We start from the raw sequence: 26,246 nt of genomic DNA on the forward strand, positions 1-26,246 counted from the left end.
GACGTTACCCGCTGTCAGCGGGGGAAGTCCCGCCTCCGGACGGTTCGGCCGCGATCCCGCCACCCCCCGCACCATTTGAATGATTAACACCCCGCCCTTGTGGACAACTTTTCGCGACCACCCCGACACCCGGGCAGTCTGAGAACGGCTCGACCGGCCGCCCGACGGGGAACGGCCGAGAGCGAGGAAGATCATCGGCCGAGATCACGGGGGGACGGAGATGCATCCGATGCTGAAACCGGCGCTGCGACGCGCCTGGCGAAATCTTCAGTCGGTGCAGTTCGGAGCCACTTCCGCGCACGCGGTCGTGGTCGGACCGCTCGACACCACCACCGGCAGCCTGCTCGGGCTCTTCGACGGCACTCGCGGCATGGAGCTGCTCCGCGCCGAGGCCCGGGCGCTCGGGCTGCCCGAGGGGCAGCTGGAGGCGCTGATCGAGCGGCTGTCCTCGGCCGGGCTCGTCGCGGACGGGGCGGCCGGCCGGCCCGGCGCGGCCGGCGCGCCGCGGCCCGCGGACCGCGCGCTCGATCCGCTCCGCGCCGACCTGGCCTCACTCTCCGTGGTCCATCCCGAACCGGACGGGGCGGCCGGGCGCCTGGCCGCCCGGCGGGCCGTGCGCGTCCAGGTCCGGGGCGCGGGCAGGGTCGGCGCGGCGATCGCGGCCCTGCTCTCGGCCTCGGGGGTGGGCCGGGTGGAGGTGCTGGACTCCGGCACGGTGCTGCCCTGGGAGACGTCTCCGGGCGGCCTTCCACCCGAGGCGGTGGGCGAGCGCCGGGCGGTGGCGGCCCGCCGGCTCGTGGGGCGCTCCGCGCCCGGCGGCCGCGCCCCGCGGGCGCCCGCCCCCGTCCCGGGTGACAGCGGTGGCGAGCCCGCCCTCTCACTCGTCGTGGTGACACCGCGGGACGGGTTCGCCGCCTATGCCCCCGATCCCGTGACGGCCGAGCACTGGATCGCCACCGGCACGCCCCACCTCTACGCCGGGGTGCTGGAGGCGACAGGAGTGGTGGGGCCGCTGGTGCTGCCGGGCGGGACGGCCTGCGCGCGGTGCGCCCAGGAGGAACGGACCGACCGGGAGCCGGTCTGGCCGCGGATGCTCGCGCAGTGGCGCTCGGGCGCGGCGGAGCCGGTGCCGCCGTGTGACCTCGGTCTCGCGACGGCGGTGGCGGGGCTCGCTGCGGCCCACGCGCTGGCCTTTCTGGACGGGGAGCTGCCCGCGAGCACGGGAGCCCGCTGGGAGGCGGCGCTGCCGCTGCTCGAGTGGCGCGAGGAGCGGCTCAGGCCCCACCCCGCGTGCCCCTGTGGCGCCGCGCGCGAGCCGGTACGTCACGCGGAAGGGGAGCGCGCCTCGGGCGCGAGAAACCAGCACGACACAATGGCGGGATAACCGCCCTGTGCGGCACCGCAGTCTGGGAATTGGAGGGGCGCATGTCTGATCTTCCCCGGAAGGCGGTCACCCGGACCGCCAAGTTGGCCGCGTTGCCACTGGGCTTCGCGGGACGGGCCACGTGGGGCCTGGGCAAACGGATCGGCGGGAGGTCCGCGGAGTTGGTCGCCCGGGAGCTGCAACAGCGCACGGCGGAACAGCTGTTCAAGGTCCTGGGCGAGCTCAAGGGCGGAGCGATGAAGTTCGGGCAGGCGCTGTCCGTCTTCGAGTCGGCGCTTCCCGAGGAGGTGGCGGGCCCGTACCGGGCGGCGCTCACCAAGCTCCAGGAGGCGGCGCCGCCGATGCCCACGCGTACGGTGCACGGCGTGCTGGAGGAGCGGCTCGGCGCCGAGTGGCGTGAGCTGTTCATGGAGTTCGAGGACAAGCCCTCGGCGGCGGCCTCCATCGGCCAGGTGCACCGGGCGGTGTGGCACGACGGCCGGGAGGTCGCCGTGAAGGTGCAGTATCCGGGGGCGGGCGAGGCCCTGTTGTCGGATCTCGCGCAGTTGAGCCGCTTCGCCCGGCTGCTGGGACCGCTGATTCCGGGGATGGACGTCAAGCCGCTCATCAAGGAGCTGCGCGACCGGGTGGCGGAGGAGCTGGACTACGGCCTGGAGGCGCAGGCGCAGCGGGAGCACGCGGAGGAGTTCGCGGACGACCCCGACGTGGTGGTGCCGGGGGTGGTGCACCAGTCGGAACAGGTGCTGGTGACGGAGTGGATCGACGGGATCCCGCTGTCGGAGGTGATCGCGGACGGAACCGAGGAGCAGCGGAACCGGGCCGGTCAGCTCCTCGCCCGTTTCCTCTTCTCCGGCCCGGCCCGGACGGGGCTGCTGCACGCGGACCCGCATCCCGGGAACTTCCGGCTGCTGCCGGGCGCCGACGACGCGGAGGGGCCGGAGAGCTGGCGCCTGGGGGTGCTGGACTTCGGCACGGTCGACCGGCTGCCGGGCGGGCTGCCGGAGACGATCGGCACCTGTCTGCGGCTGACCCTGGAGGGTGATGCCGAGACGGTCTACGCGCTGCTGCGGGAGGAGGGGTTCGTCAAGGAGTCCATCGCTCTCGACCCGGACGAGGTACTGGCGTACCTGCTGCCGATCATCGAACCGGCCGAGGTGGACGCCTTCGGTTTCAGCAGGGGCTGGTTGAGGAACCAGGCCGCCCGCATCGCCGACCCGCGCTCCCCCGCGCACCAGCTGGGCAAGAAGCTCAACCTGCCGCCTTCGTACCTGCTGATACACCGCGTGACGTTGAGCACGATCGGGGTGCTCTGTCAGCTGGACGCGACGGTGCGGCTGCGCGACGAACTGGAGGAGTGGCTGCCCGGCTTCGTCGCGACCGAGTGAGCCGGGAGCCCGTCACCACCAGGCGGAGTCGAGGCGGCCCTCGATGGAGCGGATGTGGTCACGGGCGCAGGTGTCGCAGAGGTAGCGGCGGGTGCCGTTCTCCACGGAGCAGCTCCAGGTCACCGGGGGCTCCTCCGCGGTCTTGCCGCAGCCGGCGCACACGACGACCTCCTCGGGTTTCCGGGCGTCGTTCACCCTGCCGACGATAGTGCGCCAGGGCGCGGGCCGCGCAGCAACGCACCGCGGGGGCCGGTCCGTCAGGACCGGCCCCCGCGTGGTTTCTTCGGGTCAGTGCATGACGGCCATGGCCAGCGCGCGCCGGGCGCGCAGCGAAGCGCGCTCGGCTCGCCGCTGCATCCGCCGGGCGGCGACCAGGCGCAGGGCCTGGCGTTCCGCGTCGGCTTCCCGCAGGCGGTCGCGCATATGAGCACGGGCCATGGCTTCTGGAATGAGTTGCATCTCACGGGTCCTGTTCTGACGCGAGGCGTTCGCGCCGGTGATGGAAACGTCTGGGGTCGCGGAGCCGCAGGGCTCGCTCGTGGACGAGGTCATCGGGGCCTGCTTCTGGGGATCGTGCGTGAGGGGTCGGTCGATGGTTCCGGTGACGTTCATGCCGCGACCGGGTTCTTGCGCGGGCGGCCACGCGGCCGCTTCCGGGCGACGACCACGCCCTGGACGAACAGCTCTCCGCCCCAGACGCCCCACGGCTCGCGCCGCTCCTTCGCGCCGGCGAGGCAGGCCGCCATCAGCGGGCAGGTGCGGCAGAGGGACTTGGCGTACTCGACGTCCGCCGGGGACTCGGCGAAGAAGACCTCCGGGTCGAACGAGCGGCAGGGGACGGGTACACCGAGGTTCTCGATGGCGTCGTCGAGCGCGGTGAGCGCGGTGAGGGGGGTCAAGGTGGAGTCCTCCGTGAGGCCGGGCGGGGGGATCGTTTCGGAAGGCGGTACGGACGGGGCGTGCGCTTCGAGTTGCACGGTGGTCTTTCCTCGTCTGGTCGTTCCGGCCTGTTGACCGGGGTTTCGGCTGGTACCGGGTTCTGCTGGTCCCGAGGCCCCTTCGCTCCGTCATCCCCGTTCGGGGACAAACAGAAGGGCCGCGGATCCCGGGTGGGGTTCCGCGGCCCTGAAGGCGCCGGCCTGATCGAGGATCAGGCTGGATCACTCCAGGGTTCGAGCCCACGGAAGGCCCACATCGTGTGGTGCTGCGTCGTCTGCTTCTTGGTCTCGGCACCGGTCGCCGCAAAGCCATAGGCCTGGGCGGCCTTGACTGCTGCTACTCCTGCTTCCAGTGCCTTGGCCGGTCGCTCATTGCGCTCCATGGCGGGAAGACCCGCCGGAACGGCCGCCGGCCGCAGGGCGCCGACGCCGGCCATGCCGAGGCCGGACAGACCGGTGCCAGGAAGACCGCTGCCGACGAGACCGCTGCCAATGAACGCCGAAGCGGAGAGGCCGAGCGAGCAGGCGGAGGCGACCGAGCGATCGGTCATTTTGTCGGTGCCGACGAAGCTGACGTTGCTGACGCTGACGTTGCTGTCGATGTAGCTGATCACTGGATTCGCCTCCTCTCGGCGTCTAGGGGAGCTCGGGGTGAACCGGGCGCTCACGTATTCGGATAAGTACAGCACGAAGACAGGGCTTCGAAGAAGCCGCTGTTTCCGTGGTTAAGAACCTATGGGGCTTGACGGGGCGTGCGCAAACTATTTTTCCGACGAGTTTGGATCAGTCCTCCGCGTCGTCTCCCGCACGCTCCTCACCTGGCTCTTCGCCCGCGCAGAGGGCCAGGACGTCGGCGCCGAACCGGTCCAGCTTGCGGGCGCCGACCCCGGAGATCGCGGCGAGCTCCCCGTCGGTGGAGGGCACGCACTCGGCGATGGCCATCAGCGTCTTGTCGGTGAACACGCAGTACGCGGGCTGTCCGAGCTGCTTGGCCTGGTCGGAGCGCCACTCGCGCAGCCGCTCGTACAGCGCCTCGTCCATGTCGGAGGGGCAGTCCTCGCACCGCATGAGCTTCATCTCGCCGGCCTCGGTGAGGGTGGCCCCGCAGACCCGGCAGAGCACCGGCCCACGACGCTTGCGCCGGCCGCCGCCGCTGCCCCGCTCGACGGAGCCGCCGCCGCCCGCTCCGGCCGCGCCGAGCGCGCCGGAGCCGGGCCGCAGCCCCTTGAGGAACCGGGTCGGGCGCCGGGAGGCGCGGCCGCCCGGGGAGCGGGAGAGCGCCCAGGAGAGCGAGAGGTGGAGCCGGGCGCGGGTGACCCCGACGTACAGCAGCCGGCGCTCCTCCTCGACCTGCTCGTCGGTCTTGGCGTACGTGATCGGCATCATGCCCTCGGTGAGGCCGACGAGGAAGACGGCGTCCCACTCCAGGCCCTTGGCCGCGTGCAGGGAGGCGAGCGTGACGCCCTGGACGGTCGGGGCGTGCTGGGCGGCGGCCCGTTCGTCGAGCTCGGCGACCAGGTCGGAGAGGGTGGCGCCGGGCTTGGCGCGGGCGAAGTCCTCCGCGAGGCGGACGAGGGCGGCCAGGGATTCCCAGCGGTCGCGGACGGCGCCGGAGCCGGCGGGCGGCTCGGTCGTCCAGCCCTTGGTGGAGAGCACCGCGCGGACCTGCGAGGGCAGGTCCTCGACCTCGTCGAGCAGCGCGTCGTTCCCACCGGCGCGGGCGGCGCCGCGCAGGGCGATGCCCGCTTCCCGTACCTCCTGGCGTTCGAAGAAGCGCTCGGCGCCGCGCAGCTGGTAGGGCACTCCGGCGTCGGCGAGCGCCTGCTCGTAGACCTCCGACTGGGCGTTGATCCGGTAGAGGACCGCGATCTCGCCGGCCGGGACGCCGGCGGCGATCAGGTCGCGGATGCGCCGGGCGGTGCCCTCGGCCTCGGCGGGCTCGTCGGCGTACTCCGTGTAGGCGGGCTCCGGGCCGGGGTCGCGCTGGGAGATCAGCTCCAGGCGGTGCTCGGCGGCCCGGCCGCGCGCCTGGCTGAGGAGTCCGTTGGCGAGGTGGACCACCTGGGGGGTGGAGCGGTAGTCGCGGACGAGCTTCACGACCGTGGCGTCCGGGTGCCGGGTGCGGAAGTTCAGCAGGTGGTCGGGGGTGGCGCCGGTGAAGGAGTAGATGGTCTGGCTGGCGTCGCCGACGACGCAGAGGTTGTCGCGGTCGCCGAGCCACAGGTCGAGGAGCCGCTGCTGGAGCGGGGAGACGTCCTGGTACTCGTCCACGACGAAGTGCTGGTACTGCCGGCGGATCTGGTCGGCGATGTCGTGACGGTCCTGGAGGATGCCGACCGTGAGCAGCAGCACGTCCTCGAAGTCGATCACCGAGCGGTCGCGCTTCAGCTGCTCGTACATCGCATAGATCTGGCCGATCTCGGCCGGGTCGCGAGGAGCGTCACGGACCGACTTGGCGACGGCCGCCGGGTAGTCGCCGGGGACGGTCTGGGTGACCTTGGCCCACTCGATCTCGCCGGTGACGTCGCGCAGCTCGTTCCGGTCGAGGCGGACACGGCAGCGGGCGGCGGACTCGGCGACGAGCTGGATCTTGCGCTCCAGGAGCCGGGGAAGATCGCCACCGACGACTTTCGGCCAGAAGTACTGGAGCTGGCGCAGCGCGGCGGAGTGGAAGGTGCGGGCCTGGACACCGCCGGCGCCGAGCTCCCGGAGACGGCCGCGCATCTCGCCGGCGGCCCGGTTGGTGAACGTGACGGCCAGCACACTGCCCGGCTGGAGTATGCCCGCCCGCACCCCGTAGGCGATGCGGTGGGTGATGGCCCGCGTCTTGCCCGTACCGGCTCCCGCCAGCACGCACACCGGGCCGTGCAGGGCCAGAGCGACCTCGCGCTGCTCGGGGTCGAGCCCGTCGAGCACCGCGTCGGCCGACTCGGGGACCTGCGGGAAGAGAGGGGAGTGCGTTGCTGCTGTCACCCCGCCATGCTGCCAGGTTCCGAGGGGAGCGTGCGGCGGGTTGTCCACAGGGCGGCGGCACCGGTCGTACGAATGCGGGAACGGCGGCGGGAATGGCGGCGCGGGCGCGTACGTTCACCCCTCGGCACTTACCCGCGAACAGAGGAGCGCCTGGCCATGCAGGGCACTGTGACGATGTACAGCACCACGTGGTGCGGCTACTGCCGTCGGCTGAAGAGCCAGATGGACCGCGAAGGCATCGCGTACACGGAGATCAACATCGAGCAGGACCCGGAGTCGGCCGCGTTCGTCGAGAAGGCCAACGGCGGGAACCAGACGGTTCCGACCGTGCTGTTCGCGGACGGTTCGACGCTGACGAACCCGTCGCTCGCGCAGGTCAAGCAGAAGGTCGGCGTCTGAGCGGCCCTCTGAGCGGAAGAGCCCCCTCCCGGCACACCGGGAGGGGGCTCTTTTCAGCCAGTTTCAGCCGGAAGGAAGGTCAGATGACGTCGCCCGGCTTCGGCAGCGGCTTGCCGTACCAGAGCTCGATCAGGCGGGACGCGATCGAGATGCCGTACGGAGGCAGGACCTCGCCCGACTCGAACGCGGCCCTCAGGTCCTCGCGGGAGAACCAGCGGGCCTCCTGGATCTCCTCGCCGTCCACGGTGATCTCCGAGGAGGTGGCGCGGGCGAAGAAGCCCAGCATCAGGCTGGACGGGAAGGGCCAGGGCTGGCTGGCGACGTACTCGACCTCGCCGACCGTGACACCGGCCTCCTCGAAGACCTCGCGCACCACCGACTGCTCGATCGACTCGCCCGGCTCGACGAAGCCCGCGAGGGTCGAGAAGCGGCCTTCCGGCCAGTGGACCTGGCGGCCGAGCAGGGCCCGGTCCTCCTCGTCCGTGACCAGCATGATCACGGCGGGGTCGGTGCGCGGGTAGTGCTCCGCGCCGCAGGCCTGGCAGCGGCGGATGTGGCCGGCGGCCGCGATGACCGTGCGCTCGCCGCACCGGGAGCAGAAGCGGTGCAGCCGCTGCCAGTTCTCCAGGGCGACGGCGTGCACCATGAGGCCCGCGTCCCGGGGGGACAGCAGCAGCCCGGCCTCGCGAAGGCCCGCCGCCCGGGCCGACTGGTCCATGCGTCCGGGCAGCGAGTCCTTCTGGAGGGCGAAGTAGGAGACGCCTTCGGCGTCCGTGCCCAGGAAGTAGCGGTGCGTCTCGGTGACCGGCGCCTCGAAGGCCGGGGTCATGACCAGTTCGGTGCGGCCGTCCGGAGTGTCGTCGATCAGCACCTGGCCGCCGGAGACGACGAAGACGCGCGTCGTGGGGTGGCTCCAGGCCGCCGCCAGCCACGCCTCGTCGAGACGGTGGTGGGCCGCGCGGTCGATGCCGCTCGGCGCGGTGAGCCCGATCGGACGATCCGTGGACTCGTACTTCATGCTGCTCACAGGTGCTTCCAACTCCCCCGGATCAGGTGTGTGGGTTCGGCGTTCAGCGCTGCGGGGCGGCTGCCGGGACGGCAGCGGGCAGGTCGCCCCACAGATGAGCGGTGGTCTCGACGCCCTTCATGAGGAGGTCCAGTTCGACCTTCTCGTTGGGGGCGTGCCAGCCGTCGGACGGTACGGAGATGCCGAGGAACAGCACCGGCGCGCCCAGGACGTCCCGCAGATCGGCGGCGGGTCCGGAACCCCCCTCGCGGGTGAACCGGACCGTGGCGCCGTCGAAGGCCCGGCTCATCGCCCCTGCGACGGCCCGCAGGGCGGGATGGTCGAGGGGGGTAAGGCAGGGCCGGGTCGGGGCGCCGAAGACGATGTCGTACCGGATGCCGGCGGGGACCAGGCCGGCGAGCCAGTCCCGTACCGCGAGCTCGATCTTGTCCGGGTCCTGGCCCGCTACCAGCCGGAAGGAGAGCTTCAGCTGGGCGGAGGCGGGGACGATGGTCTTGCCGCCGGGGCCCTGGTAGCCGCCGCCGATGCCGTTGACCTCGGCGGTGGGGCGGGCCCAGACACGCTCCAGGGTGGAGAAGCCGGCCTCCCCGAGGGTGCCGTGGGACTTGGCCGTGCTCAGCCAGGCTGCCTCGTCGAAGGGCAGCTCGGCGATGAGGGCGCGCTCGGCGTCGGAGAGCTCGGCGACGCCGTCGTAGAAGCCGGGGACGGCGACGCGCTCGTGCTCGTCGTGGAGCGCGGCGACGATGCGGCCGGCGACGGTGGCCGGATTGGGCACGGCGCCGCCGAAGGATCCGGAGTGGATGTCCTGGTCGGGTCCGTACAGCTCGATCTCGCAGTCCGCGACGCCGCGCATGCCGGTGCAGACGGTCGGGGTGTCCTCGGACCACATGCCGGTGTCGGAGACGATCACGACGTCGGCGGCGAGCCGGTCGGCGTGGGCCTCGACCAGGTCGCGGAAGTGCGGGGACCCGGACTCCTCCTCGCCCTCGACGATCAGCTTGAGGTTGACGGCGGGGGCGGTGCGTCCGGTCGCGGCGAGGTGGGCGCGGACGCCGAGCGTGTGGAAGAAGACCTGGCCCTTGTCGTCGGCCGCACCGCGCGCGTACATCCGGCCGTCGACGACGTGCGGCTCGAAGGGGTCGGTGTGCCAGCCGTCCTCGCGGGCGGCGGGCTGGACGTCGTGGTGCCCGTAGACCAGCACGGTCGGGGCGTCGGCGTCGCCCGAGGGCCACTCGGCGAAGACGGCGGGACCGCCGGCGCCGTCCCCGGTCTCCCAGACCTCGACCGTCGTGAAGCCGGTCTCGGACAGCTTGGCCGCGAGCCACCGGGCGCTGCGCCGTACGTCCTCCGCGTGGTCGGGCATCGCCGACACGGAGGGGATGCGCAGCCACTCGGCGAGCTCGTCGAGGAACGCGGCGCGGTGCTGCTCGATGTACGTACGTACGGTCTGGACGGCGTTGTCCGGGGTCTCGCTCATACGTCTGAGCCTATCCGGCGCCCGCGGCGGGCCCGTCCGGCGGTCCGCCCAGCAGGATGCTCTCCAGCTCGGCCCGGCCGGGGAGGCGGGCGGGGCGTACCACCTCTCCCGTCCGTACGTAGACGAAGGCGGCGGCGACCTCCTCGACGGGGAGGCCGTGCTGCTCGGCCCAGGCGAGGCGGTAGATCGCGAGCTGGAGGGGGTCGGCGGTGCGGAGGTGGCTGGTCTTCCAGTCGACGATCTCGTACGCGCCAGTGTCCGGATGCCGGTAGACGGCGTCGATCCTGCCCCGGACGACCCGTCCCGCGAGCGAGAGGTGGACGGGGACCTCGACGCGGTGGGGGGTGCGACGGGCGTACGGGGTGAGGGCGAAGGCCTCCTTCAGCGCTTCCAGGTCCCGCTCGTCGACGATCTCCGGCTCGCCGGCGAAGTCCTCGCCGCCGGGGAGCTCGTCGGGGCCGAGCAGGGGGAGCGGCAGCTCCTCGAAGCGGGACTCCACCCACGCGTGGAAGCGCGTGCCGCGGCGGGCGGCGGGCTGCGGCGGCCGGGGCATCGGGCGGGCCAGCTCTTGGGCGAACCCGTCGGGGTCGGCGGCCAGGCGGAGGACCTGCGAGGCGGAGAGGTAGGCGGGCAGCGGGACGTCGCGGGTGGTGGCGCGGGAGCGGCGGAGCTCGGTGGTGAGGGCGCTGAGGTCGCGATCCCAGGAGGCGAGGGTTTTCCGCTCCTCGGGGGTGAGGTCGGGTTCGGGGGCCCTGGGGGTGGGGATGCCCACGGGGGCCTCGTCCTGGATGGCCTCGCCCGCGGGGGGCTCGTCCGCGGGGGGCTCGTCGTCCCAGAAGGGGTCCTCGTCCAAGGGGGGTTCGTCGTCGGGCCAGGGCTCATCGGGCCAGGGCTCGTCGGGGTCCTGGGGTGCGGGCCCTTGCGCGGGCAGCGCGTTCGTGGGGTCCTCACCCTTGTCCTCCCCCTCGGACTTCGTCCTGGGGGGACCCCCATGCGGAACGTATGCCCACAACAGGGTGCGGACCTGCTCCGCTGCCTTCTTGCGGCGCTCGAAGGACTGCGGGTCCAGCGGGAGGGGCCAGGCCAGGTCCTGGGTGTGTTCGGTGAGGGACGGGTTCTCGGCGTCCTCGGGCGGTTCGTCGGCCCAGGCCTCGATCTCGCCGAAGCCGGCCGCGCAGTGGTCGTACAGCGCCTGGAGGAACGCCGAGGGCCCGCGCGGCTTCTTCTGGGCCGGGCCCCACCAGTGGCCGGAGCCGAGGAGGAGGGAGCGGGGGCGGGTGAAGGTGACGTAGCCGAGGCGGAGCTCTTCGGTGTGCTGGTGGTCCCGCATCCGCTCCTTGAAGGTCTTCAGGGAGGCGGCGTCCCAGGTGTCGATCCCCGGCAGCGTGGCGGCGTCGCCGCGCAGGGCGTGCGGCAGGACCTGGGGCTGGGAGGTCCACGACTCGCGGGCCCTGGTGCTCGGGAACTGGGAGGCGACCAGGCCGGGCACCGCCACCACGTCCCATTCCAGGCCCTTGGACTTGTGCGCGGTGAGGACCTTGACCGTGTTCTCGCCGCCCGGGAGCGCGTTGTCGAGGCCCTTTTCGTACTGCGCGGCCGTGCGCAGGAAGCCGAGGAAGGCCAGCAGGTTCGCCTCGCCGTCCAGGGAGGCGAAGCCGGCCGCTATGTCGAGGAAGTGGGAGAGCGTCTCGCGGCGGCGGGCGGCCAGGGCCTGCGGGGAGGCCGAGAGCTCGACCTCGAGGCCGGTGGTGGCGAGGACCCGGTGCAGGACGTCCATCAGGGGGTCCGCGAGCGAGGAGCGCAGGGAGCGCAGTTCGGCGGCGAGGCGGGCGAAGCGGACCCGGGCCTCGGCGGAGAAGGGCAGTCCGTCGTCCTCGCCCCCCGACTCCAGGAACGTGTCGAGGGCGTCGGCGAGCGAGACCACCTCGGCCGGATCGACGCCCTCGACCGCCGCGGCGAGCCGCTGCTCGGCGTCCGCGTCGGGGTCCGCACCGGCGCGGTGGACGAGGAGCCGGGCGCGGCGGCCGAGGAGGGCCAGGTCGCGCGGGCCGATGCGCCAGCGGGGACCCGTCAGGAGACGGACCAGGGAGGCGTTGGCGCCGGGGTCCTGGAGCACCTCGCACACGGCGACCAGGTCGGCGACCTCGGGCAGGTGCAGGAGCCCGGAGAGGCCCACGACCTCGACCGGGATGTCCCGGGCGACCAGGGCGGCCTGGATGGCGGGGAAGTCGGTCGCCGTCCGGCACAGGACCGCGATCTCGCCCGGTTCCCTGCCGGTGCGGACCAGGTGGGCCAGGGAGTCGGCGAGCCAGTCGATCTCCTCGGCGTGCGTGGGCAGGAGCGCGATCCGCACCGTGCCGTCCGCTTCGGCGCCGGGCGCCGGGCGCAGCGCCTCCACGCCCGCGTGCATGGCGCGCAGCGGGGCGGCGAGCCCGTTGGCGAGGTCGAGGAGCCGGCCGCCGCTGCGCCGGTTCTCGGAGAGCGCGTGGCGGGTGGCGGGCGTGCCGTCCTGGTACGGGAAGTGGGCGGGGAAGTCGTCGAGGTTGGCGACGGAGGCGCCGCGCCAGCCGTAGATCGCCTGGCAGGGGTCGCCGACGGCGGTGACGGCGTGGCCCGTGCCTCCACCGAAGAGGCCGGACAGCAGCAGCCGCTGGGCGACGGAGGTGTCCTGGTACTCGTCGAGCAGGACGACCCGGAACTCGTCCCGCAGGATCGCGCCGACCTCCGCGCGCGTGGTGGCCAGTTCGGCGGAGAGGGCGATCTGGTCGCCGAAGTCGAGGAGATCGCGGGAGCGCTTGGCGGCGCGGTAGCGGACGACGAGGTCGAGGAGCTCGCGGCGGGCGGCCGCCGTCTCGGGGACCTTGCGGAGGTCGGCGTTGGAGAGCTTGGCGCGGGAGAGGGCGGTGAGGAGTCCGGAGTCGTACGCCATGAGCTCCTCGGGCCGTACGAGGTGCTCGGCGAGCTCGGCGTCGAGGGCGAGGAGGTCGCTGACGAGGGTCGGGAAGGACCGGGTCAGGGCGGGGTACGGCCCCGGTGCCTCGCGCAGCACGCGCGCGGCGAGCTGGTAGCGGGTGGCGTCGGCGAGCAGGCGGGAGGTCGGTTCGAGGCCGATGCGCAGACCGTGGTCGGTCAGCAGCTGCCCGGCGAAGGCGTGGTACGTGGAGATGCGGGGCTCGCCCGGGGGGTTCTCGGGGTCGATGACGTCGGGGTCGGTGACCCCGGCCCGTACGAGCGCGGTGCGGACGCGTTCGGCGAGCTCCCCTGCGGCCTTGTTGGTGAAGGTCAGGCCGAGGACCTGCTCGGGGGCGACCTGGCCCGTGCCGACCAGCCAGACCACACGGGCGGCCATCACCGTCGTCTTGCCGGATCCGGCTCCGGCCACGATGACCTGCGGGGCGGGCGGCGCGATGACGCAGGCCGTCTGCTCCGGGGTGAACGGGATGCCGAGGAGCTCCTTGAGCTGCTCGGGGTCGCTGATGCGTGCGGTCACCCCAAAGAGGCTAACGGCGACCACCGACAGCGCCGACCACGGCCGGTGGCGCTCGCTCCCCGAGGCTTCGGAGAGCTCAGGTCCTCGCCGATCTCAGATCCTCGTGCCCTGGTCCAGCTTGGAGAGGTCGACCGTCTCCTCCGCGGGCGGTACGACGACCTTCACGGGCTTGTCGAAGTCGGAGAGGACGATCGTCCCCGGCTCGTCGCCGCCCGCCTTGACCATCTTGAGGATGTAGGGCTTGCCCTTCTGGGCGACCGAGACCGTGGTCGTCTCGTCACCGGCCTTCTTCTTCACCAGGGTGGCGACGAGCGTGCCGCCGACCTTCGCGTCCGGCCCCCTGGTCAGCTCCCTGCCCTCGTCCTTGTCCCTGTCCCGGTCCTCGCCCATGTCGTCGAGGAGCGCCTTGAGGTCGCAGACCCCGCGCAGATCACTGCTGCCCGGCTGGCCGGGCGTGATCTTCAGCCAGCGGCCCTTGAGGAGTTCGATCGTGGCGTCGATCTGGCGCTCCGGCACGCCCTGCGAGGTCATGGAGGCGCGCCAGAACCCTTCGTCGCCCTTCATGTACGTGACCTTGTCGGTCTGCCGCAGCTCGGCGGCGCCGCCCTTGATCTTCATCCGCCCGCTGCACTCCCGCTTGTCGTTGAGGGCGAAGTCGACGTCCAGCGGCTGGTCGTCCGACGTGACCCGGCCGGCCATCCGGAGGGAGGTCGCGGACTGGGTGGCGGTGACGGCACGGTCGGCGATCTGGTCGGCGCTCAGCCCCTTGAAGGGATCGGGCGAGGGAGAGGGGGAGGGCGAGGGTGCGGCGGTGGCGATGGCGGCGGCCGGCCGTACCCGTACGTCCGTCGCCGGGCTGTCGGCCACGGACCAGCCGCCCGCCGGGACGGTGCCGGCGATCACGGCGGCACAGACGACGATCGCGGCCCGGAGCCTGCGTCGGTACGCCATGACGCCCTCCTCGCGTCGACCCCTCGTACCAGACTGAACCGCCGGGCGCCCGGCCGCTACTCCGGTCGGGTGACCGCGGCCGCGACCTCCGGCCTACTCCACGATGTGGCGGCCCTCCGGCTGGGCGCTGCACGAGGCGCGGAAGGTGCAGTGGGTGCAGTGCTGGCCGGTGGTGGGGGTGAAGCGCTCGTCCAGCACCCGGCCGGCGGCCGTCGCGAGCAGGTCGCCGACCCACTCCCCCGCCAGGGGTTCCTGTGCCTGGATCTTCGGGAGCGCGTCCCCGCCCTCCTTCTTGGGGGCGGGCTGGCGCAGCTGTACGAGTTCGGCGCCGCCGGGTTCGGGGCGGCGGCCGTCGAAGACCTCGTCCAGGGCCCCTTCGCGTACCGCCAGCTGGTAGACGGCGAGCTGGGGGTGGTGGGCGACCTCGTCCCTGGTCGGGGCGGACTTGCCGGTCTTGAAGTCGACGACGTAGGCCCGGCCCTGCTCGTCGGCCTCGACGCGGTCCATGGAGCCGCGGATCCGGACCTCGTACTCCCCGGCTTCGAGGGTGACGTCGAAGTCGTGCTCTGTGGCGGCGGAGGTGCGGCCGCCGCGGTCCATGACGTGCCAGCGCAGGAAGCGTTCCAGCGCCACGCGCGCGTGCTCCTTCTCCTGCGCCGACTTCCAGGGCGCGTCGAAGGCGAGCGCGTCCCAGACCGAGTCGAGGCGGGCCATGAGGACGTCGAGGTCGGCCGGGGTGCGGCCGGAGGCGACCTCGTCGGCGAGGACGTGGACGACGTTACCGAAGCCCTGGGCGGCCGTGGCGGGGGCGGCGGCCTTGACCTCGCGGCCGAGGAACCACTGGAGGGCGCAGGTATTGGCGAGCTGGTCGAGGGCGGAGCCGGAGAGCGCGACGGGGTGGTCGCGGTCCCGCAGCGGGACCTCGCTCCGGGTCGGCTCGAACAGCCCCCACCAGCGGTCGGGGTGGGCGGCGGGGACCAGCGGCTGACCCTCGTCGTCGGTGAGCGCGGCGAGCTGGGCGAGGCGCTGGGCGGCGGCGTCGCGGAGCGCGTCGGAGGCGGCCGGGTCGACGGTCGTGGCGCGCAGTTCGGCGACGAGCGCGGCGACGGCGAGGGGGCGGCGCGGGCGGCCGGCGACGTCCTTGGGCTCGGTGCCGAGCTCGGTGAGGAAGCGGGAGGGCTGGTCGCCGTCGTCGGCGGGCGCCTTGACGGCGGTGACGACGAGGCGGTCGCGGGCGCGGGTGGCGGCGACGTAGAAGAGCCGGCGCTCCTCGGCGAGGAGGGCGCCGGGGGTCAGGGGTTCGGCGAGCCCGTCGCGGCCGATGCGGTCGGCTTCGAGGAGGGAGCCGCGGCGGCGCAGGTCGGGCCAGAGCCCTTCCTGGACGCCGGCGACGACGACGAGGCTCCACTCCAGGCCCTTGGACCGGTGGGCCGTCATGAGCCGGACGGCGTCGGGGCGGGCCTGGCGCCGGGAGAGGGTGTCGGCGGCGATGTCCTGGGCGTCGAGTTCTTCGAGGAAGTTCAGCGCGCCGCGGCCGCCGACGCGGTCCTCGGCGCGCGCGGCGGTCTCGAAGAGGGCGCAGACGGCGTCGAGGTCGCGGTCGGCGTTGCGCCCGGCCGGTCCGCCGCGCAGGGCGGCGCGCTCCAGGCGGCCGGGCCAGGGAGTGCCGTTCCAGAGCAGCCAGAGCGCCTCCTCGGCGGTGCCTCCGGCGGCGAGGCGGGCGCGGGCCTGCTGGAGCAGCTCGCCGAGCCGCTTGGCGCCGCGGGCGTAGGACTGGTCGTGGGCGACGAGCCGCTCGGGCTCGGCGAGGGCACGGGCGAGAAGGACGTCGGACGGCGGCGGAACCCTGTTCCCGCCGGCCCGTTCCTCGTCACGCAGAGCGCGGCCGAGCCGCCGCAGGTCGGCGGGGTCCATGGCGGCGAGCGGCGAGGCGAGGAGCGAGAGGGCGGTCTCGGTATCGATCCAGACACCGGACGCCGGGCCGGCGTCGACAGGGCGGCCCTCCGCCCCGGGGGCTGGATCGCCGTCACTGTCGACCTCTCCGGAGGTGCCGGAGGCCTCGGGCACGCCGGAGGTGCCGGGCACGCCGGAGGCGTCGAGGGCGCCGGAGCGGTCGAGGACGCCGGAGACGCCGGAGGCGCCGGAGCGGTCGAGGACGCCGGAGACGCCGGAGGCGCCGGAGCGGTCGAGGACGCCGGAGGCGCCGGAGCGGTCGAGGACGCCGGAGCGGTCGAGGACGCCGGAGGTGCCGGAGGCATCGGGGACGCCCGGAGTCTCGGGGGTGCCGGAGGTGCCGGAGGCATCGGGGACGCCCGGAGTCTCGGGGGTGCCGGAGGTGCCGGAGGCATCGGGGATGCCCGGAGTCTCGGGGGTGCCGGAGGTGCCGGAGGCATCGGGGACGCCCGGAGTCTCGGGGGTGCCGGAGGTGCCGGAGGCGTCGGGGACGCCGGAGGCAAGGGCGCCCACGTCCTCCAGGCCGCCCGGGACGTCCGGGACCTCCTGGACCGCCGGGCCCCCCGGGACGTCCGGGACCGCCGGGCCCCCCGGGACCGCCGGGCCCCCCGGGACCGCCGGGGCCTGGGGAACCTCAGGGCCCTGGGAAACCTCAGGGTCCCGGCCCGGCGGCTCCGCGTCCGCCGTCGCCGCCGTCCGGAGGGCGAGGAGGAGCGGGGCCACCGCCGGCTCGTGGCGGAGGGGGATGTCGGCGGCGTCCGTCTCGAGGGGGACGCCGGCGGAGGTGAGGGCGCGGCGGAGGGCCGGGACGGTGCTTCCCGCGCGGACCAGGACCGCCATGTCCTGCCAGGGGACGCCGTCCTCCAGGTGGGCCCGGCGCAGGAGGTCGGCGATGTTCTCCGACTCGGTCGAGGCGGTCGGATACGTGTACACCTCCAGCCGCCCCCCGTCCCGTACCGCCGTCAGCTCCCGGTGCGCCCGCACCTTTTCGGCGGGCAGGCGCGGCAGCGGCATCCGCGCGGTGAGCCGGCGGGTCGCGTCCAGCAGCTCGGCGCCCGAGCGGCGCGAACGCGTCAGGACCCGCACCTCGGCGCCCCCGAAGGTGTTGGGGAAGTCGAGGATGCCGTTGACGTCGGCGCCCCGGAAGGCGTAGATCGACTGGTCGGGGTCGCCGAAGGCGACCAGCGTGCGCCCGTCGCCCGCCAGCGCCCGCAGCAGCCGCAGCTGCGCCGGGTCCGTGTCCTGGTACTCGTCCACGAAGACCGCGTCGTAGGGCGGCAGCGTCACCCGCTCGGACAGCAGCACCGCCCTGTGCACCAGTTCGGTGTAGTCGAGGACGCCCTGGAGGTCCAGGACGTCGAGGTACTCCGCCAGGAATCCGGCGGCCGCCTTCCAGTCCGGCCGCCCGACCCGCTGGGCGAACTCCGCGAGGGAGCGCGGTCCGAGGCCCAGTTCCCGCGAGCGCGCGAGCACGGCCCGTACCTCGTCGGCGAAGCCCCGTGTCGTCAGACAGGCCCTCAGCTCGTCCGGCCACCGCACCCGCCCGAGGCCCGCCTTCTCCAGGTCGATCTGGCCCGCGAGCAGCTCCCGTACCGCGAGATCCTGCTCGGGTCCGGACAGCAGCCGCAGCGGTTCGGCGAAGAGGTCGGCGTCCTGGTGCGCGCGGATCAGGGCGTAGCAGTACGAATGGAAGGTGGTCGCCTGCGGCGGCCGCGCGCCGCCGAGCCGCACCGCCATCCGGTCGCGCAGCTCCACGGCGGCCTTGCGGCTGAAGGTGAGGACGAGGATCCGCTCCGGGTCCGCGCCCTTCTCGACGCGGGCGGCGACCGCCTCCACGAGCGTCGTCGTCTTTCCGGTGCCCGGTCCGGCCAGGACGAGCAGCGGCCCGCCCGCGTGGTCAACCACTTCACGCTGGGCTGCGTCCAGCAGAGGGGGCTCCACCGGGGCCGGGGCGGTCCGCACGAGGCGGTACGCGCCCGTGGTCCGCCCCTGGTACGGCGTACGCCGGGTGGTGGAGGAGGAACTCACGTGGATCGACCGGTCCTGAACGAGAAGGTGGCGAGGTGTACGGGGTGGTGTACGGGGCGAACGACGACGTTACGGGATACGGAGGGCACCCGAGTCGTACTCCGTACGGGCCTCCGTACCGTCATCGGGCCGCTCGGCCCCCGCTGCCATGGGCGAAGCTGTCACGTGTGAGTTCCCGCACCCGGCCGCACGCCCCCGGCCGCGTCCAGCCCGGCGCCCCCGGCCGCGTCCCCTCCCGCTCCCCCGGCCACGTCCTGGCCGGCGCCCGCGGCCGCGTCCTGACCGTCCCACCGGGCCCGCCGCATGTCGAGTTTCGGCAGATGCCCCTCGGCGGAGCGGGCGGCCTCGCGCAGCGCGGTGCCCTCCTCGCGGTAGTGGGCCAGCGCGCGCAGCTCATGGCCGGGCAGCAGCGCGCCGTCGGAGCGCACCACGCGCCACCACGGCACGGCCCCGCCGTACAGAGCCATGACACGGCCGACCTGACGGGGTCCCCCTTCGCCCAGCCATTCGGCCACGTCTCCGTACGTCATCACCTGGCCCGGCGGGATCAGCTCGGCGACCTCCAGCACCCGCTCCGCGTACTCCGGAAGCTCCTGCATGCTCATCCGCCCCATCCTGCCTCACCGCACCGACACCGCCCTGATGCCTCCGGCGGAGGCCGCTTCATGCCACCATCGTGCGGGCGGTGACTGGTGATACGAGATCAAGAGCGACAAGAACACCAGGACGGGTACCACAAGGGGTATCAGTCCGAGCAAGCGGCACACGCGACACAAGCAGAGACGGACATGGTGATGGGGCACGACGCTCAGCCTCCCGAGGAGGAGGCGCACCCAGAGCTGCACACCCCCGGGACGCCCGCGCCGCGCCTGCCCGCCCCGGACGTCCCCGCCCAGGACGTGCCCGCCCAGGACGCCCCCGCTCGCGAAGCCACCGCGCCCGCTCCGGGCGAGCCCGCCCCTGACGCGCCCGCCTCCGAAGGCGAGCCCAGCGAGCGCGTCTCCGGGGACGAGCCGCTGCTCGCCGCCCGTGTGCACCGGCCCTCCGACCTGATGCGGCTGCTCGTCGGCGTCCTGGCGATCGCCCTCGTCGTCGCCATCGCCGCCTTCGCCCACGGCACCACCTCCGGTCTCGAGCAGGACATCAACAAGGGCGCCGGCGGCGCCCCGGACGTCTTCGTCAAGATCGCCGGTCTCGTCTCCAGCATCGCCGTTCTGCTCGTGCCGGTCGCCTTCGCCATCGAGCGGCTGATCAAACGCGACGGGCTGCGGATCGCCGACGGTGTCCTCGCCGCCGTGCTCGCCCACGGCGTCACCCTCGCCACCGATCTCTGGGTCGCCAGGGCCGCGCCCGGCACCATCCAGGACGCGCTGACCCAGCCGCAGGCCGGAGGCGGACTCACCGACCCCGTCCACAACTACCTCGCGCCCGTCATCGCGTACATGACGGCCGTCGGCATGGCCCGCAGGCCGCGCTGGCGGGTCCTCCTGTGGACCGTGCTGCTGCTCGACGCCTTCACCATGCTGGTGGCCGGGTACACCACGGCGTTCTCGATCATCCTGACGGTGCTGATCGGCTGGACCGTCGCGTACGGAACGCTCTACGCGGTCGGCTCCCCCAACGTCCGGCCCACCGGCCAGACCCTCCTCGCCGGACTGCGCCGGGTCGGCTTCCGGCCGGTCACGGCGCTCCGCGCCGAGGGGGCTGGGGTGCCCGACTCGGCCGACAGCGGGGACCGCGGCCGCCGGTACATCGTCACGCTGGAGGACGGGCCTCCGCTCGACGTCACGGTCGTCGACCGCGAGCAGCAGGCGCACGGCTTCTTCTACCGCGCGTGGCGGCGCCTCACCCTGCGGGCCATCACCACCCGCCGCTCGATCGTCTCGCTGCGCCAGGCGCTCGAACAGGAGGCGCTCCTCGCGTACGCGGCGATCGCGGCGGGCGCCAACGCGCCGAAGCTGATCGCCACCTCCGAGCTCGGCCCGGACGCCGTGATGCTCGTCTACGAGCATGTGGGCGGCCGGTCCCTGGACTCGCTGGAGGACAAGGAGATCACCGACGAGGTGGTGCGCAGCGCCTGGCGCCAGGTGCGGGCGCTTCAGTCGCGCCGAATCGCGCACCGCAGGCTCACGGGGGACGCGATCCTGGTGGATCGTTCCGGCAACGTGATCCTGACCGATCTGCGAGGCGGCGAGATCGCGGCCGGCGATCTGGTCCTGCGGATGGACATCGCCCAGCTGCTCACCACCCTCGGTCTGCGGGTGGGCGCGGAACGCGCGGTGGCGGCGGCCGTGGAGGTCCTCGGCCCCGACGCGATCGCCGACTGCCTCCCCCTCCTCCAGCCGATCGCCCTGAGCCGCTCCACGCGCGCGACGCTCAGGAAACTCGCCCGGGAGCGGTCGCAGCGGGAGCGCGAGGCCGTGCTGGAGGCCTCGGCGGCGGCGAAGCGGGCCCGTGCGGAGGAGGCCGCCGCGCCCGGCGAGGAGTCGACGGCGGACCGCGTGGCCGACCGGAAGGCCGACAGGAAGATCGAGAAGGCGGAGAAGCAGGCCGAGAAGCGAGCCATCGACGTGGCGCTCGACGAGGCCCGCGAGGAGGATCTGCTGGCGCAGATCCGGCAGCAGGTGCTGCTGATCCGACCGCAGGCGCCGGTCGAACCGGTCCGCCTGGAGCGGATCAAGCCCCGTACGCTCGTCAGTCTGATCGCCGGCGCCATCGCCGCGTACTTCCTGCTCTCGCAGGTCGCCAGCACGCCGCTGTCCGTGATCAGTCAGGCCGACTGGCGGTGGGTGGCGGCGGCGGTGCTCTTCTCGGCGCTGAGCTATCTGGCGGCCGCGATGAGCCTGCTCGGCTTCGTGCCGGAGCGGGTGGGGTTCTGGCGGACCGTGGTCGCACAGGTCGCCGGCTCGTTCGTGAAGATCGTGGCACCGGCGGCGGTCGGTGGTGTCGCGCTGAACACCCGCTTCCTCCAGCGCTCGGGAGTGCGTCCGGGGCTCGCGGTGGCGAGCGTGGGCGCGTCGCAGCTCTTCGGCCTCGGGGCGCACATCCTGCTGCTGCTCGCCTTCGGCTATCTGACGGGTACGGAGAAGTCGCGGTCGTTCACCCCGTCGAGGACGGTCATCGCCGGGCTGTTGACGGTGGCGGTCCTCGTCCTGGTGGTCACCGCGATCCCCTTCATCCGGAAGTTCGTCTCGACCCGGCTGCGCTCGCTCTTCGCGGGTGTCGTGCCGCGCATGCTGGACGTGCTCCAGCGGCCGATGAAGCTGCTCACCGGTATCGGCGGCATGCTGCTCCTGACCGGCTCCTTCGTGCTCTGCCTGGATGCCTCGATCCGCGCCTTCGGGCACGACAGCCAGGGCATCAGTTACGCGAGTGTGGCGGTCGTCTTCCTCGCGGGCAACGCGCTCGGCTCGGCGGCGCCGACCCCCGGTGGTATCGGCGCGGTGGAGGGCGCGCTCACCGTCGGCCTGGTGGCGGTCGGCCTCCCGCTGGAGGTCGCGACCCCCGCGGTGCTGCTCTACCGGCTGCTGACCCTGTGGCTGCCGGTGCTGCCGGGATGGCTCTGCTTCAACTGGCTGACGAAACGGGAGGCGCTCTAGCCTCCGCCGGAGCGCGCCGGCGACCGGACCGGTCGCCCCACGCCGCGCCTGGCCGGTCGGGCACTTCCCCGCACCGCGCCGCACCGGTCGCGCACGTCGCCGCACCGCGCCGCACCGGTCGCACACGTCCCCGCGCCGCCACGGAGCGCGCCCGACACCCGGTTGGACGTGCCGCCCGCGCGCGGGCGCCGGGCGCGGCCGAGGATGGGCTTCATGCCGATCTCCGCTGCTCAGCGCGCCGTCCTGCTCGCCGCGACCACCGTGCTGCTCGCCGCCGGATGTTCGGACGACGGCGACAAGGACACCGCCGGCGACACCCCGACCGACATGGCGGGGCTCACCGCGCAGCGGCTGGAGTGGGCGCCCTGTCCGCCCCCGTCCGCCGCGGAGGGCGGCGGCCCGCCGCCCTCGCCGCTGCCCGGCGGCACCCCCTGGGAGTGCGCCTTCATGGACGCGCCGCTCGACTACGACGACCCCGGCGGCGAGAAGGTCGAGCTGGCCCTGATCCGTGCCCGGGCCCGCGACCAGGCCAACCGGATCGGCTCCCTCGTCTTCAACTTCGGCGGTCCCGGCGGCTCCGGCCTCACCGCCCTCCCTTCCTTCGCCCCGGACTACGAGAAGCTCCGTTCCCGCTACGACCTGGTCTCCTTCGACCCCCGGGGCGTCGGCCGCAGCGAGGACGTCGAGTGCGCGAGCGACCGGGAGCTCGACGCGTACTACGCCCTGGACTTCACCCCGGACGACACCGCCGAGGAGCGGACCCTGTCCGACGCGCAGAAGGAGTACGCCGCCGGCTGCCAGGAGGACTCCGGCGCGATGCTCCCCCATGTGGGGACCGAGAACGCCGCCCGGGACCTCGACCTGATGCGCGAGGTCCTCGGCGACGACAAGCTCCACTACTTCGGCATCTCCTACGGCACGGAGCTGGGCGGGGTGTACGCCCACATGTTCCCGAAGAAGGTCGGCCGGGCGCTGTTCGACGCGGTCGTGGACCCCCGCTCCGGCACCGTGGACGGCGCCCTCGGCCAGGCCAAGGGCTTCCAGCTCGCCCTCGACAACTTCGCGAAGGACTGTGTGGCCCGCGGCGACGCCTGCGCGCTGCCCGGCTCGACGCCCGACGAGATCGAGTCCTTCATCACGGGGCTCCTCGCCGAGCTCGACAAGAAGCCGATCACCGGCATCGGCGACCGCAAGCTCACCCAGACCCACGCCGTCAACGGCATCGCGCAGGCGCTGTACTCCAAGGAGTACTGGCAGTACCTGGAGCAGGGCCTGGACGCGGCCGACGGCGGCGACGGAGCGCTCCTCCTCACCCTCTCCGACTCCATGAACGGCCGGAACCAGAACGGCACCTACAGCAACATCCAGGCGGCGAACGCGGCCATCAACTGCGTGGACTTCAAGGAGCGCTACACCCTGGGGCAGGCCAAGGAGCGCCTCCCCGAGTTCCGCAAGGTCTCGCCCGTCTTCGGCGACTTCATGGGCTGGTCGCTGGCGAGCTGCTCGCAGTGGCCGGTCCCCGGCACCTGGGACCACCCGGACGTCTCCGCGCCCGGCTCCGCCCCGATCCTGGTCCTCGGCACGACCGGCGACCCGGCGACCCCGTACGAAGGGGCCCGGGCGATGGCGCAGGCCCTCGGTAAGGGCGTCGGCGTGGAGCTGACGTACGACGGCGAGGGCCACGGCGCCTACAACAGCGGCAACGCGTGCGTGCAGAACCTCGTGAACGCGTACTTCCTCGGCGGGAAGGTGCCGCCCTCCGGAACCGTCTGCAGGTGACCGCCCTAGGATGGCGGTTTTCCGGTCCGGATCACGGGGGTCGTATGTCCATACCGCGCTTGTCCCTGCGGATACCGGCGGCCGCCCTCGCGGTCACCGGTCTTCTGCTCACCGGCTGCGCCGGCACCGGCGCCGACCGCCCGACGCGGGCCTCCGACGACGCCAAGCCGCCGGCCGGCGCGGACGGCTCGGCCGGGCTCCCCGCCTCCCTCACCTCCCAGCGGCTCGACTGGAAGGCGTGCGAGGCCCCGAAGGGCGGCGAGAAGCCGGGCTCCGCCTGGCGCTGCGCGAGCGTGAAGGTCCCGCTCGACTACGCCCGGCCCGCCGGCGAGACGATCCCGATCGCGCTCATCCGCAAGGAGGCCCGGGACAAGGGTGAGCGGATCGGCTCGCTGCTCTTCAACTTCGGCGGCCCCGGCGGCTCCGGTGTCGACATCCTCCCCCGGGCCGCCCAGGAGTACGGGACGCTGAACCAGCGCTACGACCTCGTGGGCTTCGACCCGCGGGGCGTCGGGCGGAGCTCCGGCGTCGTCTGCCGGGACGACCGGGAACAGGCCGCCGCCGAGCGGACGGACCTCACGCCCGACACGGCGGCCGAGGAGGCCGCGTTCTTCCAGGACGGCGCCGCCTTCGGCGCCGGCTGTGCCCGCCGCTCCGGCAAGGTCATCCCGCACACCACGACCAGCAACACCGCACGGGACCTCGACCTGGTCCGGCACGTCCTCGGCGACGCGAAGCTGAACTACTTCGGCATCTCCTACGGGACGCAGCTGGGCGCCGCCTACGCCCACCTCTTCCCCCGGAACGTCGGCCGGACCGTCCTCGACGCCGTCGTCGACCCGACCGCCGACACCACAGGCCACGCGCGCAACCAGACGATCGGCTTCCAGCGGGCGCTGGACAATTACCTGAAGAGCACCGGCGCGGACCCGAAGGCGGGAACGGCCCGGATCGTCCGCCTGCTGGAGCGGCTGGACCGCGATCCGCTGCCCGTCGGCGACCGCCGGCTCACCGACGGCCTGGCCCTCACCGGCATCGCGGTCACGCTGTACTCGCAGAGCGGTTGGCCCATGCTGACCTCGGCGCTTGCACAGGCCGAGAACGGCGACGGCACGGCGCTGCTCGGCCTCGCCGATTCGTACAACGACCGGGATCCGAACGGGCACTACGGCACCCAGTCGCACTCCCAGCGGGCGATCTCCTGCGCCGATTCCAGCGAGCGGCCGACGCTCGAGCGGGCGAGGAAGCTGCTGCCCGAGTTCCGCCGGCTCTCCCCGGTCTTCGGCGCGTTCCTGGCCTGGGACACGGCGGGCTGGTGCGCCGACTGGCCGGTGAAGGGCGAGCGCGCCGATCCGGACGCGAGCGCGCCCGGCGCGGGCCCGATCCTCGTCGTGGGGACGACCGGTGACCCGGCGACCCCGTACGAAGGGGCCGAGAAGATGGCGAAGGAGCTCGGGAAGGGCGTCGGCGTGCTGGTCACCAACAAGGGCGAGGGGCACGGCGCGTACGGCTCGGGGGCCTGCGTGACGGGGACGGTCGACCGCTATCTGCTGGACGGCGAGGTCCCGGCGTACGGCACGACCTGTTCGTAGCGAGTCATGCGGAAGGGCCCGGACCTGTCCTCAGGTCCGGGCCCTTCTCACGTACATACCGATCCGGCCCTGGCGGACTAGTAGACCGGCTTCTCGGGCTCGATCTGGTGTACCCAGCCGATCACGCCGCCGCCGACGTGCACCGCGTCCGCGAAGCCCGCGGACTTCAGCACCGCGAGGACCTCCGCACTGCGGACACCCGTCTTGCAGTGCAGGACGATCCGCTTGTCCTGCGGGAGGTCCTGCAGGGCGGTGCCCATCAGGAACTCGTTCTTCGGGATCAGGCGGGCGCCCGGGATCGAGACGATCTCGTACTCGTTGATCTCGCGGACGTCGATGATGTCGATGTTCTCGCCCTCGTCGATCCACTCCTTGAGCTGCTTGGGAGTGATCGTCGAGCCGAGCGCCGCCTCCTGGGCCTCCTCGGACACGACGCCGCAGAAGGCTTCGTAGTCGATGAGCTCGGTGACGGTCGGGTTCTCGCCGCAGACCGCGCAGTTCGGGTCCTTGCGGACCTTCACCTGGCGGTACTGCATCTCCAGGGCGTCGTAGATCATCAGCCGGCCGACCAGCGGGTCGCCGACACCGGCGAGGACCTTGATGGCCTCGGTGACCTGGATGGAGCCGATGGACGCGCAGAGCACACCCAGGACGCCGCCCTCGGCGCAGGAGGGGACCATGCCCGGCGGCGGGGGCTCCGGGTAGAGGCAGCGGTAGCAGGGGCCGTACTCGGACCAGAAGACGGAGGCCTGACCGTCGAAGCGGTAGATCGAGCCCCAGACGTACGGCTTGTTCAGCAGCACGCACGCGTCGTTGACGAGGTAGCGCGTGGCGAAGTTGTCCGTGCCGTCGACGATCAGGTCGTACTGGCTGAAGATGTCCATCACGTTCTCGGCCTCGAGCCGCTCTTCGTGGAGGATCACGTTCACGTACGGGTTGATGCCGAGGACCGAGTCCTTCGCGGACGCCGCCTTGGAGCGGCCGATGTCCGCCTGGCTGTGGATGATCTGGCGCTGCAGGTTCGACTCGTCGACCTCGTCGAACTCCACGATGCCGAGCGTGCCCACACCGGCCGCGGCCAGGTACATCAGGGCCGGCGAGCCGAGGCCGCCGGCGCCGACACACAGCACCTTGGCGTTCTTCAGCCGCTTCTGGCCGTCCATCCCGACATCCGGGATGATCAGGTGGCGGGAGTACCTGCGGACCTCGTCTACGGTGAGCTCGGCAGCCGGCTCGACCAGGGGTGGCAGCGACACGGGGGCTCCGTTGGT

General features: G+C 73.0%; 18 protein-coding genes. 6 read left to right on the forward strand and 12 right to left on the reverse strand.

Annotation, left to right across the window (positions count from 1 at the left end; translation table 11 throughout):
* The first annotated feature begins 220 nt into the window (after positions 1-220).
* Both ACF06X_RS21825 and ACF06X_RS21830 read left to right on the forward strand, forming a co-directional pair.
* On the forward strand, positions 221-1,384 hold the full coding sequence (locus ACF06X_RS21825) for a TOMM precursor leader peptide-binding protein (protein ID WP_392288906.1): 1,164 nt from the start codon (positions 221-223) through the stop codon (positions 1,382-1,384).
* Between the two features lie 41 nt (positions 1,385-1,425).
* Positions 1,426-2,769 carry an ABC1 kinase family protein gene (locus tag ACF06X_RS21830; protein WP_392288907.1) on the forward strand — a complete coding sequence of 448 codons (1,344 nt, stop codon included), beginning with the start codon at positions 1,426-1,428 and terminating at the stop codon, positions 2,767-2,769.
* A gap of 12 nt (positions 2,770-2,781) precedes the next feature.
* On the opposite strand, the gene ACF06X_RS21835 is transcribed toward ACF06X_RS21830, so the two are convergent.
* The 5 genes from ACF06X_RS21835 to ACF06X_RS21855 all read right to left on the reverse strand — a co-directional run bounded on the left by ACF06X_RS21835 (position 2,782) and on the right by ACF06X_RS21855 (position 6,680).
* Complete coding sequence (locus ACF06X_RS21835; protein WP_392288908.1) at positions 2,782-2,964, reverse strand: hypothetical protein; 183 nt, start codon at positions 2,962-2,964, stop codon at positions 2,782-2,784.
* A 93-nt stretch (positions 2,965-3,057) separates the two neighbouring features.
* Entirely contained in the window at positions 3,058-3,381 is a 324-nt protein-coding gene (locus tag ACF06X_RS21840) for a hypothetical protein (RefSeq protein WP_392288909.1), read from the reverse strand.
* Entirely contained in the window at positions 3,378-3,746 is a 369-nt protein-coding gene (locus tag ACF06X_RS21845; protein WP_351667912.1) for a WhiB family transcriptional regulator, read from the reverse strand. Before ACF06X_RS21845 ends, ACF06X_RS21840 begins: the two co-directional genes overlap by 4 nt.
* Before the next feature lie 173 nt (positions 3,747-3,919).
* Positions 3,920-4,258, reverse strand: a complete 339-nt coding sequence (locus ACF06X_RS21850; RefSeq protein WP_392289045.1) for a hypothetical protein — start codon at positions 4,256-4,258, stop codon at positions 3,920-3,922.
* Positions 4,259-4,490: 232 nt separating this feature from the next.
* Positions 4,491-6,680: an ATP-dependent DNA helicase UvrD2 gene (locus tag ACF06X_RS21855; RefSeq protein WP_392288910.1), complete on the reverse strand. Its 2,190-nt coding sequence runs from the start codon at positions 6,678-6,680 to the stop codon at positions 4,491-4,493.
* 156 nt (positions 6,681-6,836) lie between these two features.
* Here ACF06X_RS21855 and ACF06X_RS21860 point away from each other — a divergent pair, with 156 nt between their 5' ends.
* Complete coding sequence (locus ACF06X_RS21860; protein WP_149547526.1) at positions 6,837-7,079, forward strand: mycoredoxin; 243 nt, start codon at positions 6,837-6,839, stop codon at positions 7,077-7,079.
* Between the two features lie 79 nt (positions 7,080-7,158).
* Here ACF06X_RS21860 and nudC read toward each other — a convergent pair whose 3' ends face one another.
* The 6 genes from nudC to ACF06X_RS21890 form a co-directional block, all read right to left on the reverse strand.
* Positions 7,159-8,097 carry an NAD(+) diphosphatase gene (gene nudC / locus ACF06X_RS21865; RefSeq protein WP_392289046.1) on the reverse strand — a complete coding sequence of 313 codons (939 nt, stop codon included), beginning with the start codon at positions 8,095-8,097 and terminating at the stop codon, positions 7,159-7,161.
* A 52-nt stretch (positions 8,098-8,149) separates the two neighbouring features.
* Positions 8,150-9,583 (reverse strand): dipeptidase, encoded by a 1,434-nt coding sequence (locus ACF06X_RS21870; RefSeq protein ID WP_392288911.1) that lies wholly within the window; start codon positions 9,581-9,583, stop codon positions 8,150-8,152.
* 10 nt (positions 9,584-9,593) lie between these two features.
* The gene (locus tag ACF06X_RS21875) at positions 9,594-13,073 is read right to left on the reverse strand and encodes a UvrD-helicase domain-containing protein (RefSeq protein ID WP_392288912.1); all 3,480 of its coding nucleotides are present in this window, start codon (positions 13,071-13,073) and stop codon (positions 9,594-9,596) included.
* A gap of 93 nt (positions 13,074-13,166) precedes the next feature.
* Positions 13,167-14,024, reverse strand: coding sequence for a hypothetical protein (locus ACF06X_RS21880; RefSeq protein ID WP_392288913.1), 858 nt, complete (start codon positions 14,022-14,024; stop codon positions 13,167-13,169).
* Between the two features lie 93 nt (positions 14,025-14,117).
* Positions 14,118-18,005, reverse strand: a complete 3,888-nt coding sequence (locus tag ACF06X_RS21885; RefSeq protein WP_392288914.1) for a UvrD-helicase domain-containing protein — start codon at positions 18,003-18,005, stop codon at positions 14,118-14,120.
* A 161-nt stretch (positions 18,006-18,166) separates the two neighbouring features.
* Positions 18,167-18,610, reverse strand: a complete 444-nt coding sequence (locus ACF06X_RS21890; RefSeq protein WP_392288915.1) for an MGMT family protein — start codon at positions 18,608-18,610, stop codon at positions 18,167-18,169.
* A 189-nt stretch (positions 18,611-18,799) separates the two neighbouring features.
* On the opposite strand from ACF06X_RS21890, the gene ACF06X_RS21895 reads away from it, so the two are divergent.
* The 3 genes from ACF06X_RS21895 (at position 18,800) to ACF06X_RS21905 (ending at position 24,975) form a co-directional block, all read left to right on the forward strand.
* Positions 18,800-21,604, forward strand: a complete 2,805-nt coding sequence (locus ACF06X_RS21895; protein ID WP_392288916.1) for a lysylphosphatidylglycerol synthase domain-containing protein — start codon at positions 18,800-18,802, stop codon at positions 21,602-21,604.
* A 213-nt stretch (positions 21,605-21,817) separates the two neighbouring features.
* Complete coding sequence (locus ACF06X_RS21900) at positions 21,818-23,383, forward strand: alpha/beta hydrolase (RefSeq protein WP_392288917.1); 1,566 nt, start codon at positions 21,818-21,820, stop codon at positions 23,381-23,383.
* A 44-nt stretch (positions 23,384-23,427) separates the two neighbouring features.
* Positions 23,428-24,975, forward strand: a complete 1,548-nt coding sequence (locus ACF06X_RS21905; RefSeq protein WP_392288918.1) for an alpha/beta hydrolase — start codon at positions 23,428-23,430, stop codon at positions 24,973-24,975.
* Between the two features lie 77 nt (positions 24,976-25,052).
* Here ACF06X_RS21905 and moeZ read toward each other — a convergent pair whose 3' ends face one another.
* Entirely contained in the window at positions 25,053-26,231 is a 1,179-nt protein-coding gene (moeZ, locus tag ACF06X_RS21910; protein ID WP_392288919.1) for an adenylyltransferase/sulfurtransferase MoeZ, read from the reverse strand.
* Positions 26,232-26,246 lie beyond the last annotated feature (15 nt).

This window comes from Streptomyces sp. NPDC015346 (genome assembly GCF_043078785.1).
Taxonomy (GTDB): domain Bacteria; phylum Actinomycetota; class Actinomycetes; order Streptomycetales; family Streptomycetaceae; genus Streptomyces.